13 protein-coding genes are annotated in these 17,219 nt (G+C 49.7%); 6 read left to right on the forward strand and 7 right to left on the reverse strand.

The features are described 5' to 3' along the window. Positions 1-82: 82 nt before the first annotated feature. Positions 83-631, reverse strand: coding sequence for a Uma2 family endonuclease (locus ACR6Z4_RS09975; protein ID WP_479717109.1), 549 nt, complete (start codon positions 629-631; stop codon positions 83-85). 174 nt (positions 632-805) lie between these two features. Beyond that, a complete protein-coding gene (locus ACR6Z4_RS09980; protein WP_479717110.1) occupies positions 806-1,588 on the reverse strand; it encodes an HAD family hydrolase in 783 nt (260 codons plus the stop codon). A gap of 335 nt (positions 1,589-1,923) precedes the next feature. On the opposite strand from ACR6Z4_RS09980, the gene ACR6Z4_RS09985 reads away from it, so the two are divergent. The 5 genes from ACR6Z4_RS09985 to ACR6Z4_RS10005 all read left to right on the forward strand — a co-directional run bounded on the left by ACR6Z4_RS09985 (position 1,924) and on the right by ACR6Z4_RS10005 (position 10,215). Then, on the forward strand, positions 1,924-3,657 hold the full coding sequence (locus tag ACR6Z4_RS09985; protein ID WP_479717111.1) for a D-Ala-D-Ala carboxypeptidase family metallohydrolase: 1,734 nt from the start codon (positions 1,924-1,926) through the stop codon (positions 3,655-3,657). Positions 3,658-4,013: 356 nt separating this feature from the next. Beyond that, entirely contained in the window at positions 4,014-4,769 is a 756-nt protein-coding gene (locus ACR6Z4_RS09990; RefSeq protein WP_479717112.1) for a hypothetical protein, read from the forward strand. A 635-nt stretch (positions 4,770-5,404) separates the two neighbouring features. After that, a complete protein-coding gene (locus ACR6Z4_RS09995; protein WP_479717113.1) occupies positions 5,405-7,147 on the forward strand; it encodes an SBBP repeat-containing protein in 1,743 nt (580 codons plus the stop codon). Between the two features lie 556 nt (positions 7,148-7,703). Further along, complete coding sequence (locus tag ACR6Z4_RS10000) at positions 7,704-9,371, forward strand: MBL fold metallo-hydrolase (RefSeq protein ID WP_479717114.1); 1,668 nt, start codon at positions 7,704-7,706, stop codon at positions 9,369-9,371. 433 nt (positions 9,372-9,804) lie between these two features. Further along, positions 9,805-10,215, forward strand: coding sequence for a hypothetical protein (locus ACR6Z4_RS10005; protein ID WP_479717115.1), 411 nt, complete (start codon positions 9,805-9,807; stop codon positions 10,213-10,215). Positions 10,216-10,298: 83 nt separating this feature from the next. Here the strand turns inward: ACR6Z4_RS10005 and ACR6Z4_RS10010 are convergent, their stop codons facing one another. Further along, positions 10,299-11,075, reverse strand: a complete 777-nt coding sequence (locus tag ACR6Z4_RS10010) for a pentapeptide repeat-containing protein (protein WP_479717116.1) — start codon at positions 11,073-11,075, stop codon at positions 10,299-10,301. A gap of 12 nt (positions 11,076-11,087) precedes the next feature. After that, positions 11,088-11,726, reverse strand: a complete 639-nt coding sequence (locus tag ACR6Z4_RS10015) for a hypothetical protein (RefSeq protein WP_479717117.1) — start codon at positions 11,724-11,726, stop codon at positions 11,088-11,090. Positions 11,727-11,969: 243 nt separating this feature from the next. On the opposite strand from ACR6Z4_RS10015, the gene ACR6Z4_RS10020 reads away from it, so the two are divergent. Continuing rightward, complete coding sequence (locus ACR6Z4_RS10020; protein WP_479717118.1) at positions 11,970-12,545, forward strand: TMEM175 family protein; 576 nt, start codon at positions 11,970-11,972, stop codon at positions 12,543-12,545. A 66-nt stretch (positions 12,546-12,611) separates the two neighbouring features. On the opposite strand, the gene purB is transcribed toward ACR6Z4_RS10020, so the two are convergent. The 3 genes from purB to ACR6Z4_RS10035 form a co-directional block, all read right to left on the reverse strand. Beyond that, a complete protein-coding gene (purB, locus tag ACR6Z4_RS10025; RefSeq protein WP_479717119.1) occupies positions 12,612-13,907 on the reverse strand; it encodes an adenylosuccinate lyase in 1,296 nt (431 codons plus the stop codon). A gap of 264 nt (positions 13,908-14,171) precedes the next feature. Beyond that, the gene (gene lipA / locus ACR6Z4_RS10030) at positions 14,172-15,059 is read right to left on the reverse strand and encodes a lipoyl synthase (RefSeq protein WP_479717120.1); all 888 of its coding nucleotides are present in this window, start codon (positions 15,057-15,059) and stop codon (positions 14,172-14,174) included. Positions 15,060-15,283: 224 nt separating this feature from the next. After that, positions 15,284-17,047 (reverse strand): ABC-ATPase domain-containing protein, encoded by a 1,764-nt coding sequence (locus ACR6Z4_RS10035; RefSeq protein ID WP_479717121.1) that lies wholly within the window; start codon positions 17,045-17,047, stop codon positions 15,284-15,286. Positions 17,048-17,219: the final 172 nt, after the last annotated feature.

Here is a 17,219-nt window from a genome sequence, read left to right on the forward strand (position 1 = left end):
CGCTCCACAACATTCAGGCTTCACTCTCTCATGTCAGTGGGCGATCGCTCAAGTGTTTAATCATGCTCACATTGCTCCAACGCTAACTAAATAACCGCCTTACCTCTACAACAACCTCTGGAAATATTAGAGGTGTAATGGTTCCTGCGGTCAGCGTTAATTCTGTTTGATAACTCCCGTGAACCAAATCTCGAAACACTACCAATCGATCATGTTTCAAATCTGAAACCCAATACTCTACAATTCCGGCGATCGCATATATCTGTTTCTTTTCACCCAAATCCTTTGCCAGAGTGGTATTAGAATATTCGACGAGCCAAAAAATATCAGTGGGATAGGGATGATGATCCAAATAGCGGCGCAACGGCGATCGCACAATTGCCAGATCGGGCACAGGTTCAGAATCTCCTGGCAACGTCACAGGTTTGGTTTCACGCACTGCTGCGCGATCGCCTAAAAGCTGCCGCAGATACTCAGCTCCTTCACTGCTATAGCAGGCATGGGGTTCTCGCTCCGGTGTCATGACGATAATCTCTCCCTGTAGCAGTTCCACCGCTTGATCATCAAATAGCCCCGCATCAATCGCCCGATGGTAGCGATCGCACGTCCAGTGATAGTGGGTGATCGTCATAACCGTTGCTCCCAGAGTCGTTGAGCCAGTGCAATGCTATGGGTTTATTGTGGCACGGGTGATGGATGAGCAGGGATGAAGATGAACGAACTAGGCTAAGGATCTGTGAAGAAATAACATGAGCTGGGCTGTTGGCTAATAGCTAATAGCTAACAGCCAGCCAAAACCATGGAATTATTTCTTGACAAGCCCTAAGAGCGATCGCACCAGTTCACAAAACCCTTCGACCTCAGCCGCTTGCGTAATGTAAACAGGTTGATGGGTAAGTTGGTCGGCATAGTGCCGCACATTGGCAACACCAACGGATCGGGGAAACTGGGTTGGATTAAATAAGCTTTCGTCGTTAGGGCTATCGCCAACTGTGACGATCTGAGCGGGAGTGTAGTGGGGAAAATGAGCGTGCAAAACCGATTTCAGACCATTGGCTTTGTCCTGTGCTAACGCAGAAATATGACATTGCACCGTGCTATAGGTAAATCCCCACCCCTGTTGCAGACAGCGGTCGCCCATTGTGGTCAAATCGTCTAGACTCAGCCCGTGGACATCAAACGTCCAATCGGTCAGGCGAAAGCGGTTATCCGTGGATTCTCGGATCTGGGGAAACTCGGTCTGGAGTTGAGCAAACATCTCGGCTAACTGCTGCCGATGCTGGGAACTATCGGCGATCGCAACTAATCGTTCTGGTTCACTATCGGCACCGGGAAAGAAAATCCCTCCATTTTCGGCGATCGCCCCTGCTACGGGCAGATAGTGAACCAATCCACTCACCCAGCCTGCCGATCGACCCGTAACTATCACCACCTGTATCCCCGCAGATTCCAAATCGGTCAAGGCTTGTAGCAGCGGGGCAGAAAATTGCCCTGATCGGGTCAGCGTTCCATCCATATCGGTGGCAATTAACTGGACATCTTTGAAGGAATTTGAGCAAAAACCCTGAGAGAGTGGCTCAAAAGACATAAACTTGGTGTTTAAGGAATGTGCTTTTACATTTTCTCGCTATATAAGTGGATGGGCGTAATTAAACTGAAGATGATTTTGGGGATGGAGGGGGTGAAACCCCCTGCCTGAGGGCGTAGCTTCCAAACCCCCTGCTTACGATTAATTAAAGCTACCGACTTAGGATCGTGGATTTAATAAAACCGAAGATTTATTTTTGGAAGCGCGGCGGAGCCGCGCTTCCAAAAATAAACGTCCAGGTTTTAATTAATTTGTGATCCTTAGTAATGCTGCTATCATCTGGCATTGTGTAGCATCGGAAAATCACTGAGGATGATCAAATCATAGGGTTGGCTATGGGAAACTTAACCGCAGACCAGCGTAACTATTACTATCTGCTCGAAGCAGAACGCACCGGAATCCATAAGCCAATTTTGGCTGCCCTCTATCAGGTTCATCAAAACCCCAGCCTGGTTGATCAGGAAGTTGGGTTGGGTATTGCTCCGGCTAATCGCATTTCCCTGACACAGGTCAATTCGTTTCCAGAACAGGTACAGTTTGCGGCAAATACGGTGCGCAGTATTACCGATCGCCTGACGGCTCAGGGTTGGAAAGGCAGTGACCTGTGGGATCCCGATCAGGGACGCTATACCAACCAGTTTGTTAAAGCGATCGCAGAAGGCTATTCTCCTCCATCCAACGATGCCGCTGCGGCACGATTGGAACCCGTGGATGGCGATCAATTGGTCAAGGCATATCAGGCAGATCTGACGTTTGACTATAAGGCAGAAGGGTTGCCCCAAAGTCTGGCGTTTTTAGATCGGGCTTTGCTAGATTTTGTCGAACGTGTGCCCCACTATTATGTCGGGCTTGCTCATCAGCATGATGCGTTGATAGAATCGTTGCGGATTTGGCGCAAGCTTGATACTCGGCAACGAGCCATTGAGTCTCTAAATACGGCAAGTTCTACGGCTGCACCCAACACCCCCAGTCCGACGAATCCTGCAAATCCCGCTACTCCTACTAATTCCCCGGCAGCATCGACGGATACGGAGTTGGACGAAGCGGAGTTAAATCAAGCTTTACTGCGATTTGTTCAAAATATTTCGCCCTATTATTCGGGCTATCCTCATCAGCGTGAAGCCCTGTTGCGATTGGTGCAACTCTGGCGACAACTGGACTCCCGCGAAGAAGCGATCGCCTCTTTGGAAGATGGCACCAACGCCAATACCAATATCCAAATCATCGACCCGGCACTGGTTGCCTTTGTTCAGCGGGTGCCCCAGTACTACCAGGGCAAAGGCGAACAGCGTAATGCGTTAACCGAGGCATTTCGGCTGTGGCGCGGGCTAGACTCACGGGCAACTGCCATTAAAGAATTGGGGGTCGATGCCAAAGTGCTGACCTCAAAAAGCTTAGATCAAACCGCTCTGGTTGATGCAGCCAGCCAGCTTGACCGACAACTGCTGACCTTTATTCGTCGGATTCCAGCCTACTACAGCGAAACGGATGAACAACGGGAAGCCCTGATTCGTCTGGTGCAACTCTGGCGCGGGTTTGAGATGCGCGATAAAACGGTGCAGTCTTTACTCGAAGATTTGCAACGGATGGAGCGTGCCCGCCGAGATTCGGTTGATGCACCGCCCAAACCCGAACCGCAACCCTTACCGCCTCGTCCTAGCAGTTGGACACCCGACAACATTCAGCTTCATGCTGCCATCATTGCCAACGGCAACTTTACCTGGGCAGAAGCCACCCAGGGAGGCTCTCGGATGCCGCCCAATCAGGCAACTGTCGATGCCATTATTCGCATTGCTAAACTGGCGCAACAAGCTCGCGATCGCATTGGTCGTCCATTTCGGATCACCAGTTGGTATCGTCCACCTGAGGTTAACGCCAGAGTGGGGGGTGCTTCTAACAGTCGCCATATTGTGGGAGATGCGATCGATTTTTACTGCGACGGGTTAACCGGCGACCAGATCTATCATGCGCTCGATCCGTGGTGGACAGGTGGTTTGGGACGATATACCAAATATCCAACGCTGAGCCATATTGATGCCCGGAGTTATCGCGCCCGTTGGACGCATTAACCGGGTAATGAGCTGAATCATGGTTTGTGTATCTTTTGTTTTTGTGCCTCTAACGTGAGCGATCGCACACTTAAAATTACAGAAAATATGGAATTTTTACCGGAGTTGTCATCTTAAAACCCGTAAAGATGAATGAGTAGACCCAATTAAACGTTTTTATACCAGGGGTGCAGGGGTGGAACCCCTGCGTGGGGGCACAGCTCCACACCCCTGGTTGCAACATTCAATGTTTGCAATACTAACTTCTGTATCATTTTCTAAGAGCACGAAACATCTCTAAATAGATGATGAAATTTTTCCTCTGGGGGGCATCCTTTAAGTTAGAAACTAAGTTCTTTATTTAGATTTCATCTACCATGTCAGCCAACATCATCCTAGTTGAGCCTAGTTTGGCTCAGACCAATCCTCCCGCATCGGCTGAGCAGGCTCGTCCTAGCCAAGTTTGGATGATCACGACGGGTATCCTTTTGCTGGCGCTGATTGCGGCGGGAGCCTATACCAAGTTTGCCACCGACAAATTGCAGAAGCAAAAACGCTTCGAAGAATATAAAAATCGTGAGTTGCAAAGCAAACTCAAGCTAGCCCTGGCAACGATTAGCAAAATGGAAAAGAACCCCGATCTGATCCACTCGCGGGAGTTCAACCTCGACTATTTGCGAATGCGAATGGAAGAAGCGCAGTTTCATTTTGCGATCGTCAACCAGATCAAAATTAAAGTCAAAGAAAAAATTACCGTTGCCCTCCGCCCCGGACAAGCCGAGCAAGGGTTATTGGGCATTGCCAGTTCGGCACGGCAGATTGACGAAATTTTTGATGTGGAATACGACCTGTCTGGCGAACAAAAAGCAAAACGAGTCTTATTCCGTGTTCAGATTAAATTAGCCAAGCTACCCACCCAGCCGACCTCCGTCACCATCACTCAAATTATTGAGTGTATGCAGAAATTTATGAGTCAGGTGTCGGAAGACGAGCATTGGCAACCCACGATTCAAGGGCGGATTGCTTATATGCACTGGGATCAGAAAGCAAAACCAACGCCATTATTGGTGTTAGAACAAACTACGGAGGGCGTCAATGTCACCTTCCGAACCAACCGCATGACCGCCAGTTAATCCGTTTATCCAGCATTCTCAATCGCGTAACGTACCCGTTGTTGAGAGAGAGCCTCGCGGAGCGAGGCTCTCTCGACAACCGTCATTGATCCAGGTGCAAAGCGCTATAAATCAAGAGCCTCAATCCTTAGAGAACGCGCCCATCCAACCGATGGGCGCGTTCTTTGATTGTTGAACTATTAATACCAATTTTTTATGAAGACGCGCCAAACCGATGACTCCCTGTAGTTCTCCTTGCCGAGGGGGACGGCGACAGCCGGGGGTAAATCAGGCGCAGCCTTATATAAAACGGTATAGGCGATCGCCTTATGACCAATCCATGAGTCTCAGACACGCTTTCCCTCAGTGTCAAGACGCGATTTACCTTATCTTTACGAGAATAATTGGCAAAAGCTGATAGTGCTTAACTGAGGGATATTGCGTGGCTAACAAATTTACCTGAGTAGGTAGTTGTATAAAATTTACATAAAAGCTGTGTGATACGCTTGCGATCGCTTTCCTCCGTAGATCACCCTAGAGCAAGGCTGATTTCTATAAAATTTCTCAATAGAGTAATACTTGTACGTCTAACTCCTTGCAAATAGTCCTCAGCAACGACCACGCTCCGGCTCAATTCCGTATTAATAGGAAACTGTATGGTTAGCGATCGCGTCAAAAACACTCTCAAAGGCGCACGGTTTTCCCGCTTTACATCCGGCAAGTACACGTTTAGCGACGGCATCAGCCCCACCGATAAAAACGATATTTATCGCCTGAAATTTTCTAGCAGTAGCAACCTCACACTGCGGCTTTCTCGCATTGTCAAAGGTGCCAATATTGATGTGGTTCTTTATAGCCTTAAAGGAGCTAAAGCCGCTGTTTTAAAGCGAATTGGCGGAAAAGATTTTAATGACCTGACGCGATCGCAAATTAACCGCAACCTCAAACTAGTCAAACGGTCTGCCCTATCGGGTAACCGCACCGAAAAGTTTAATCTCACCTTAGGGTCTGGCGAATATTTCCTGCGGGTTTACTGGCGCAAAGGCGAATCTCGCTATCGTCTGAACCTGACGGCGAGTGCTGTGCCCAGTCCCAGTCCGGTTCCAGGGCCTAAACCCGATCCCAATCCCGATCCCAATCCCGATCCAACCCCACCACCCATCTCGCCGCCAACCAACTTTACGCAAGGGTGGCTGACTCAGTTTGGCACCTCAGAAAATGATTATGGCTATGGCATTAGCGTGGATGATACCAACGTCTATCTGTCGGGAACCACGAAATCGACTCTTGATGACTCTTACACCAGCTTTGCTGCCAACTACGCCAAGAGTGACGGCACCCAAAATTGGTATAGAAACCCCACCATAACTGGCTCAGACATTGCCTTTGATATCGCTGTAGATGGTAGTGGCAACTATTACATTGCAGGTGTAGATCAAATTACATCTACGGTTGGGGCTACAGGGAATGATCCCTTTATCGGTAAGTATGCAACCGATAGTGGCAACCAACAATTTCTTGATGATTCACTTGGAACTTCTTTCTTCGGTGTAGCTTTGGGAGATGCTGCTTCCAGTGTGGTGTTGGATAGTGCTGGCAATATTTATATCGCTGGATTTCGACGAGTTGCTCCTACACAGAATAGTCAAGCCTTTATTGCCAAATTTGATGCAACGGGGCAACTCGATACCAATTTTGGTGTAGGTGGTGTGAGTGAATTTGGTAGTACTGCATCTGATTCCGTAACCAGTATGGCGATCGATGGATCGGACAATCTCTACGTTGCTGGAATTACAAATGCAACGATTAATCCAGCACTAGACATTAATAATCCGTTTACGGGTGGCGATGCGTTTGTCGCCCAATTCAACTCCAGCAGTGGTGCCCAGGTCTGGTCAAAGACCTTAGGGGCAACTGAAGCAGGGGATGTCCAGGACTATGCCCGCAGTATTGCAGTAGATGGCAATGGCAATGTATACATCACCGGGCAAACCGATGGCACACTTTCGGGTGAAACCGCTGGCGGGGGAACGGATGGATTTGTCGCCAAGTACGACGCAGATGGCACGCTGATTTGGGTCAACCAGTTGGGCACGGCTGCGCTAGATGCAGGTCAGGGAATTACGGTCAACAGCTCCGGGCAGGTCTTTGCCACGGGTGAAACCAACGGAGGCTTATTTGGCAAGACTGCCCTGGGTGGCTCCGATGCCTGGTTGGCTGAGTTTAATCCTGCCACAGGTGTAGTGTTGCGCAGTACATTGATTGGCACGGCAACAGATGACGAAGCCTATGGCATTGCAACAGACGATTCGGCTGTGTATTTGGTCGGGCAAACTGTAGGCAACTTAGATGGCACCAATCTGGGGAACTATGATGTCTGGGTTGCCAAATACACCTAGATTGAGGAAAGTTTCAAAAATACGAAAGTTTTAGATTTTTTACAGGAGTAGCAGCGGTTGTTGTTCCTCAACAGATGGGATTATGCGGAGGGAGTGTGCGATCGCCACTCACCCAACAATTCATCTGATAGAATCTGTAAAAAATAGATTTACAGCATCTTATACGGATTAAAGAGAGTGTAAAAGCATGGATGTAAAGCTCGTTATAGCCGCGTTGACTCCTGTATTTATCCTGGCATGCTTATTTTTTGGAACTCGTAACGGATACTACGATTCTGATAACTACCACGGCAACGGCTCTGCCCACTAGATCCGCCCCTTAGCATCGTAGATTTAATAAAACTGAAGATTATTTGGCAGCGCGGCGACGCCGCACTGCCAAATAATCTTCCGGGGATTATTGAATTTATGCTTCTTAGCATTGTCCCTAAGATTGCTGAATCACAAGACAGGGGCAAACGTTAAACCAACGGTTTAACCTTCAACCCTATCCCAACAATCAGCAATACTTTGTCCCTACATAATTGACCGAAATACATGCAGAGAAATCGCAGCTGTGACTGAACTGCAATGTTTACCCTATGGTGTGGGTCATGCGGATGAGGGTGTCTGTCTCTTATTACGAATGGGACCTTATAAGGTTCTTTTAGATTGTGGCTTGGATGACATATCAAGCCTGGTTGCCGAGTCAGATCAGCCTCCTCCGGCAGACTTAGTGCTGTGTTCGCATGCTCACCCCGACCATGCGAAAGGTTTGCTTGCCTTACATCAGGCATATCCCAAACTACCGATCTATGCGAGTGAGGTAACAACCCAGTTGTTGCCGTTGAACTGGCATTTGCAAAAAGTGCCCTTCTTTTGTCAGGCGTTACCCTGGCGATCGCCTGTTGAATTTGGCGATGGTCTAAGTGCCGAGTTGTTTCCTGCCGGACATCTACCCGGTGCCGCTTGCTTTTTGCTCACCTACACGACTCCTCAGCGAACTTATACCGTCTTTTATACCGGCGATTTTCTCTTATCTAGCTCTCGGTTGGTCGAAGGCTTGCCGCTGGAAGAATTGCGTGGCTTAAAACCAGATGTCTTGATTGCAGAAGGCAGTTATGGCACGGCACGCTATCCCCATCGACGGCAACAAGAAAACCGACTGGCAGATCGGATCAATCAGGCGATCGCAGAGCAGCAATCGATTTTGCTCACCACACCAACGCTGGGGTTAGGGCAAGAATTGTTGATGCTACTGCGTAGCCACCATCACTTCACCGGGCGCAATATTGATATCTGGGTAGATGGCGCGGTTGCCGAAGGCTGCGATGTCTATTTAGAACTGCTGCCCCACTTCCCCAGTACCGTACAAAATTTTGCCCGCCATCAACCCCTATTTTGGGACGATCGCATTCGCCCTAAAGTCAGACGGTTGCCCACTGATGCCGAACAACGTGCTCAGGTGTTATCGGCTCAGGGGACGTGTGTCATCCTCACCGACCACGGCACCGACCTGAACCAATATTTGCAACCCGGCATCGACCCCTGGTTGCTTCTGTTACCGCAGCAACCCGGACATCCTGGGGCGATCGAAGCTGCCATCTACCAGCAATTAGAAACCTCTACCGCTTTACAAAAACAGCTGCAATCTGGGCGTTTGACCATTGATACTTATTTACTTGGTGATCACTGCGACGGGCCCGGCACCACCCAACTGATCCACAATCTACGTCCCCAGCACGTTGTGTTTATCCATGGATCGCCTGACTATCTGGCAGATCTAACCAGCCTGGAAGAATTGCAAAACCGCTATCAGCTCCATTCTCCAAACATGGGAACGCTGGTAGAATTGCCCCTTGGTGAAACATTTTTGCAACCCGCTGCCCCAGACAGTAACTACAACGGCGAAGTCACAGAACTGGAGTCGAATATTATTATTAGCCTTTCTAATGCTGTCACTGCCGATCGCCGCTGGCAAAACTTTGCCGATACGGGGTTAGTTGAAGCGCGTTGGCAGGGTGATGAATTGGTATTGCGCGGGCGCACGCAACGAGAATTGCTGAATCAGGCAACCAGCACGGGCACTCCCAGCACAATCGAATGTTGTGAAAGCTGTATCCATTACCGGGGGCAACGGTGTTGGAATCAAGCGTCGCCATTGTATGGATTTAGGGTCACGCCGGAAGGCTATTGCCCTGCTTATGAAGCCTTACCGATGATTTCAGAAGACTCTTTGACCTAATACCAATTCTCTGAATTCATTTACACATCCTCGTAGGGGCGTACGGCAGTACGCCCCTACAGACGGTCATCTGGAGAGCTATTGTTTGAAACTGGTATAGCAGCCGAGAGGCTGGTTGAATGGGGTGCAGGGGTTCCACCCCTGCTGGGGGCGCAGCCCCCCCACCCCCACAAGCCTAACCATCTACTCAATTGCTATATACCTTTGTTCCCGAGTTCTACCCGATTTTTGAGTTTAATCAAATGCAAGGGTCGAGAGTGCCGCGCGGCACTCTCTCAAACTCCGTCATCTATTCGGGTGCAAAGGATCGTGGATTAAATAAGATCAACGATTGAATCGTTCGGAGGGGCAAACAGCCGTTCGCCCGTACAACACATCATCGGCGTTATTTAATTCCAATTCCAAAGCGCTATACTCTCAACTCTTATTACAGATGCGCAGCAAACTTTTCTTTTTTCTTCTGGGTCTCTTTCTCTGGTTGGGCTTTGGGGCAATCATTGGCGGCTTCAGTGCCGTGATCCTCAGTTATACCTGGGTTATACAGGTTGTGATTTATGGGGCGATCGCCGGAATCTTAGCCGGAATTGTCATTGGCGCAGCGGCAATTTTGACCTCGACCTGGGTTAGATCGCACGCCGTTATGCCCTGGATGCTGATCGGTTCGATTGTAGGTGCAAGTGTTGGCTTTAAGAGTATTGTCATCTGGGGTGGCTATCCTCAAGGCAGTCAGGCAGATCTGAGTTTTATAGCTCTGGCACCTATGGGACTGGCGATCGGTGCGCTCTCCGGCAGCCTGATCGGCGCAGGCATCTGGAAATATCGCCAGCTCCATCGCCAATTCTAAAGCTCCTCATCAAAATAACTTGAATAATTTTTTGGGAGAGTGCGGCGGAGCCGCACTCTCCCAAAAAAGTTGTGGGTTTTGATTTATAGCGATGGATCTGTAGCAACACACTCAGTTTTCGTCAGATTGGCTCCCATGAGTAAGGTATGGGTCAGATCGACTCCCAACAGCACTGCTTTACTCAGATGTGCCCACCTCAGATCTGTACCTAGCAGATTCGCATGGCTAAAGTTGGCTTCGATCGCCAGCACATGAGCCAAATACGCCTGACTTAAATTACTACCCGATAAATTTGCCTTGCATAACACCGCACCGACCAGATCTGCGCCATATAAGTTGGCATTACTTAAGTCAGCCTCATTCAAAAGCGCGCTATGCAAATTTGCCAGATTGAGACTGGTGCGGTGGAGTTGCGCCCGAATCAACAAAGCCTGTCGCAAACACGCCCCACTTAAATCTGTGCCAATCAGGTTTGCCTCACTCAGATCTGCCTGAGTCAAGTTAATCTGTTGCAGATTGGCTCCAATCAGGTTTGCCCCGCTCATATCAGCCTGGGTACCGTTTGCTTCAGCGAGATTGGCGATCACACCTTCTACGTGGCGCAAATTTGCCCGAACCAAATTCGCCTGTCCCAGATTCGCCTTGCTTAAGATAGCGTTCTCAAGATTGGCAGCGGTTAACTGAGCTTGACTCAGGTCAGCACCCCGCAAGTTTGCTCCAGAGAGGTTGATTTCCGTCAAATCCCACCCTGATAGCTGGGCAGCACTTAAATCTGGAGTGATGTCGGGATTGTTGCTACGCCAGACTTGCCACCGCTTCGCACCCTGCTGAAGCAGTGCAAGATGCTCTAAGTTTGCCATCTTAACTATTCCTCACTCCTTGCGGATGTCATTGGGGTTGCGACCCACAACACTGTCCATCGCTGCCAAAACAGCTCCTTCGGCAGCTAAGATATCTCGTTCTTCGCCACCCAGGTAAAGTCGCCCAAAGCTACCCACCGCTGACACTTGCAGAATATTAATCAGTGCCGCTTTTTCTGCCTCATTGGCAGCTAGGGCAGCATAGGCAGCCGGTTCTACTTCAAACACGTACAGGGTTTGCCCTGCCAAGATCATCTGACCCCGACGATTGCGATTGATCATCTGGGCATGGTGGGCATCGATATTACGGATAATCTGGCTGGATAAAATTCGAGGTTTGAGACAGTCTCGTTGATCGACACCCAAGGCATCTAAGATGGCGCGACCGGCGGCTTTTGTCTCTCCTTGTTTGCTGGAATGAACTTCTAGCAAGCCATATAATCGTTCCACAACAAGCACTCCCGGACGGACAACGGCGGCTTTTAGGGCAACATCCGTAATCCGGTTAATTTCAATCCCCGGTGAGATTTCAATCCACAACGATGCATCTCCGGGCAAGGGCAAAAAGCCCAGTGCTACAGTTCCCAGATAAGCGGCATGCTGGGATTGCAATCGATCTAGATAAACGTAGCTACGAAGCTCTACACCCAAGATTGAGTCACTGGTAAAAAACTAGCCTAGTATACGGTGAAGCGTTCACCCATGGCTACTAGATTGCGGAATTACACCCCGAATAGATTCACGTTGCCAACGCGGTAAAGTACAACATAGCGAATGTATTGTTTTTGAGAGAGTGACGGCGGAGCCGTCACTCTCTCAAAAACAATTAGAGTTTATTACATCCCCAATCCTAAAGCTAACTCTGGTGTAAGCCGAAAAGGAGCATTGATCGACATGGGCAAAGGGAGGTTAGAAGCGTTTAGTGATGGTGTGATGGCGATTATCATCACCATTATGGTATTGGAATTGAAGGTGCCCCATGAAGCTGATTTAGCGGCGTTGCGTCTGCTATTTCCAGTATTCCTGAGTTATGTTCTGAGTTTTATTTATTTAGGAATTTACTGGAATAACCACCATCACTTATTTCAAGCCGCACAACAGGTTAATGGTAAGGTGTTGTGGGCAAATTTGCATCTGCTGTTTTGGCTATCTTTGATTCCGTTTGTCACGGGATGGACGGGTGAAAATCACTTTGCAGCGTTGCCTGTGGCGGTGTATGGCATCGTGCTGTTGCTTTCTGGGATTGCCTACTTCATTCTCAGTCGGGTGTTAATTTCTCATCATGGTCAAGAGTCTACGTTAGCCCTGGCGATCGGGCGAGACTGGAAGGGCAAGCTCTCGGTCGTTATCTATGCGATCGCCATTATGCTTGCCTTTGCAAATTCGTGGCTTGCGTTTTTGTTATATGTATTAGTTGCCGTAATGTGGTTGATTCCCGATCGCCGGATTGAAAAGATTCTGAGTTCCTGAGACGAATGAACCTCATGCTTTTTGAGAGAGCAACGGCTTTGCCGTCGCTCTCTCAAAACCGTGATCTTAAATATTCAACCGTTGGTAAATGACATCGAGATTCTTCAGGTGCGTTTGTGGGTCGAAGCAATCTGCAATGTCTTCTGACGAGAGGTGTTGAGTCACCTGAGCATCGTGTTCGATCAGGGTGCGGAAGTTGCCATCGGGGTTATTCCAGGCAGTATGGGCGCACGATTGCACCACACGATAGGCATCTTCTCGACTCATGCCTTTGGCAACCAGGGTGAGTAACACTCGCTGGCTGAAAATCACACCGCCGTAGCAGTTCATATTGCGCTTCATGTTTTCGGGATAGACCAGCAGATGCTTGATCAGGTCGGTGGTTTCGACCAACATGAAGTGGGTGAGGATGCAGGCATCGGGAAACATCACCCGCTCAACAGAGCTATGAGAGATGTCGCGTTCGTGCCACAGGGCAACATTTTCTAAGGCAGCAACGGCATGACCTCGGACAATGCGTGCCATCCCGGTCAGGCGTTCAGACCGAATCGGGTTGCGTTTGTGGGGCATGGCAGAGGAGCCTTTTTGTCCCTTGGCAAAAAACTCTTCAACTTCTAACACGTCGGTGCGTTGCAGGTTGCGAATTTCGACGGCAAACCGTTCGATCGACGCTGTCAGGAGTGCCAGCACCTGGATAAATTCGGCATGGCGATCGCGAGAAATCACCTGGGTGGAAGCCGTATCAGGTTCTAAGCCAAGTTTTTGACAGGCGATCGCTTCTACCTGGGGGTCGATGTTGGCATAGGTGCCGACCGCACCAGAAATTTTGCCGACTGCAATTTGGGTTTGCAGCTGACAAAGGCGATCGCGATGGCGCAATACTTCGGCTAACCAGCCTGCCAATTTAAAGCCAAAGGTAATCGGTTCGGCGTGAATACCATGCGATCGCCCGACCATCACCGTCATGCGGTGTTGTTGCGCCTGATAGCGAATCGCCTGGATCAGGGCTTCGAGTTGCGACAAAATCACATTGACGCTGGCAACCAATTGCAACGCCAGAGCGGTGTCTAAAACATCAGAGCTGGTCAATCCCAGATGGATATAACGCCCTGCATCACCCACATATTCATTGACGTTGGTAAGAAACGCGATCACGTCATGCCGCACTTCTGCCTCAATCTCCAGAACCCGCTGGGGATCAAAATTGGCTTTTGCTTTAATTTCTTCAACGGCTTCAGCTGGAATATAGCCTAATTCAGCTTGGGCTTCGCAGACCGCAATCTCGACCTGAAGCCAGGTCTGTAGTTTGTAGGTCTCTGTCCAGAGATCCCCCATTTCGGGCAGAGTGTAGCGTTCAATCAAGGTTCGTGTCGCAGAATACAACCGATATATTTTAAGGCGTTTGGTGGTTTTTAGCTATTGGCTAATTCAGCAATTCTTAGAGAACGGTTGAGAATTGATTTGCAAACGAGAATTTCGATCCCCCTAAATCCCCCTTAAAAAGGGGGACTTGAATATGTGAGCAAATTCCCCCCTTTTTAAGGGGGGTAAGGGGGGATCAAGCTATAGTATTCATCTCAATGCTTAAGATTTACTTGATAAATTAGCTCTGAAATAACCTGCTATCTACTGTTTACTACGGGGATATTGCTGCATCAGGCGTCTGACTTCTTCGGCATGGTAAGAACTGCGGGTCAGGGGTGAAGAGACGACCTGGAGAAACCCGATCGCCTCTCCGTGCGATCGCCATTGATCAAATTGCTCTGGGGTGACGAAGGTTTGCAGGGCGAGGTGTTTGGGGCTGGGCTGGAGGTATTGCCCAATGGTGAGGATGTCGCAATCGACGGCGCGCAGGTCGTGCATCACCTGTTGCACTTCGGCATCGGTTTCACCCAGACCGACCATAATGCCCGATTTGGTATAAACCCAGGGTGCCAGTTGGCGAGAGCGTTTGAGTAATTCTAGCGATCGCTCATAGCTCCCTTGAGGGCGAACTCGGCGATAGAGTCGGGGTACCGTTTCGGTATTGTGGTTGAGCACATCTGGATTTGCATCAAGAAGCGTTGCCAGGGCATCCCAGTTGCCGCAGAGATCGGGGATGAGAACTTCGATCGTGGTTTTGGGCGAAAGTTGTCGGATTGCCTGGATGCACAAGACAAACTGAGCCGCACCACCATCAGGCAAATCATCGCGATTGACGGAGGTGATCACCACATGGTTGAGGTTCATCCGCCGCACCGCTTCGGCTAACCGTTCCGGTTCGGTTGGGTCGAGGGCTTTGGGTTGTTTCTCAAAGTCGATATCGCAATAGGGGCAGGCACGGGTGCAGGCAGGGCCCATGATCAAAAAGGTAGCAGTACCCTGATTGAAGCATTCGCCAATATTGGGGCAGGAGGCTTCTTCGCAAACCGTATTGAGTTGCAGGTCACGCAAAATTTCTTTGACCGTGCCGACACGCTCCCATTGGGGCGCTTTGACGCGGAGCCAGTCTGGTTTTTGGGGAGTAACGGTCACGGTGAGGTATAGGGGTGAAGGTCAAAGATTCATTTTAGTACAGCCCGCGATCGCATGTTGGGCAACGGATAGTATTGAGGTGAGAGCAAATGATCTCCCCCTCGCCTCTAACAGGATCTCCCCTCGCCCCCCTGCAAAAGGGCTACTGTGTAGACACAAATGCACAATTCTACCCCAGCAGTTTTTCAGACGCCGAGGGTTTCAGAGGTCGATTCCCGCATGGATCAATCATTGGCGATCGCCAATGAGCGCAACCGATTTATGACAGCTGCCAGCTCTAAGGGACGAAACAGAACCAGATCTGACTCAGGATAGGGAGTGATCGCATCCCATCCACCGGCGCGGATATCTGCCATGACCTGCTCGATCCCATCTCGTAAACACGTGCGTTCGTCGAGATAATAATCTTGCAAATAGGCGATCGCCGCACCGATCGCTTTCACTTGACCTGCTTCTACCAGTTGCTCGACCCCAGATAGATCGACCACTTCTGCACCAAAGACTAATTCATCCACTGCCCTCGCTTTGATCTTAGGAGTGCGTCGATCATCCCCAGCATCAAGCCGTTTGCGCAGAGGAATGCGCGGCGTGATCGATCCAAATTCAGATCCACCTTCGGTAATCCGCTGTGTAGCGTATTGGTGAGCGATCGCCTTAGCTTGAGCCGTCACCTCTTGCGGTTGAAACTCGGTCATGGCAATCACCGTATCTGCCACATCAAAATAGTCGCCACTGCCACCCATGACGAGTACGGTTGAAACGCCGCGATCGCGATAGAGTTGCTGAATTTTATCGATAAACGGAGTGATGGGTTCTTTCTCTTTGGCGATCAATGCCTGCATCCGGCGATCGCGAATCATAAAGTTGGTTGCCGATGTATCTTCATCGACCAACAACACCTTAGCTCCGGCTTCCAGCGCTTCCATAATATTGGCAGCTTGAGACGTGCTACCACTGGCATTGGCGGTGGAAAAGTGGGTAGTCGAACGATTTTGCGGCAGATGGTTAATAAACGGCGAAATATCGACACTGGCAATGCTGCGTCCATCTTCTGCGCGAATTTTGACCGCCTGGGGATCGGTGACCACATACTCCCGTCCATCACCCGGAATATGGTTATACACACCCAGGGCGATCGCCCTTAACACCGTCGATTTGCCATGATAGCCACCCCCGACAATCAGCGAGACTCCGGCTGGAATTCCCATGCCGCTGATCGTGCCGCGATTGGGACAGTCAAACTCAACGCGCAAGGCATCAGGCGACTGAAATGGCAACACTCCTTGCGTCAGGGGCAGATCGAGTACACCACTCTGACGCGGCAAAATAGCGCCATCTGGAATAAAGCTGATCAACCCTCGCGGCGACAACTGTTGCCGCAACCAATCCGTATCCTCTGCCACTTCGACATGATGCTGAAGCGCTACGGCATCTAAGCTGGCATAGCGTAATGCCCGATAGACGATTTGAGGAATGTCTTCACACAACAGGGCGATCGCTTCCTGCGCCAAAATTTGCCGTCCCCGTGCAGGTAACCCTACGGCAAACCGGGCTTCAACGGCTTCATCTGTAATAAAAGTGGCACTGCGTTCCAAAATTTGTTGCCCCGTATGGGCGATCGCAATTAAACCACTTTTGCCACTGCCGCGACGACCTCTAATCGTGGCTGCAACCTTAGCAAATTGACGATTGAGATAATCTCTCAGGGCAATTTCTCGACTGGCAGATGCATACAACGCCTGCGGAAAAGCAGCCCCCTGCGGTTCTTCTGGTTCACCAGGGGTTTGTAGCGCTTGTGAACCTGACAGATCTGCCACCGACCGTTGCGGTACCAGAACGCGTACCTGACTGGGAGCCGCAAACGGATCACCCTGCACATAATCGATCATCAAGCGAAATCCTGAAAAATCATACGTTCCTTGAATTTGCTTATAGGCTTTGTAGCTTCGTTGATCGATTTGTAGAAGCAATTGCCGTAAATCTTGCATATCAACCCTAAAATTGCACACAATGATTGTTGCTTTGAAATTTCTATTAAGACATCTTTCTTTGCGTCGTCTGAATAAGCTAGGCTCGTGAGGCTAAGTCAGTCAGTCTAGTGGTTCGTCAGGGAATCATCAATACATCTTTCTGGAAATTGCGAACGGAATTCTTGCCGAT

Source organism: Calyptranema fuscum S582 (assembly GCF_055793305.1).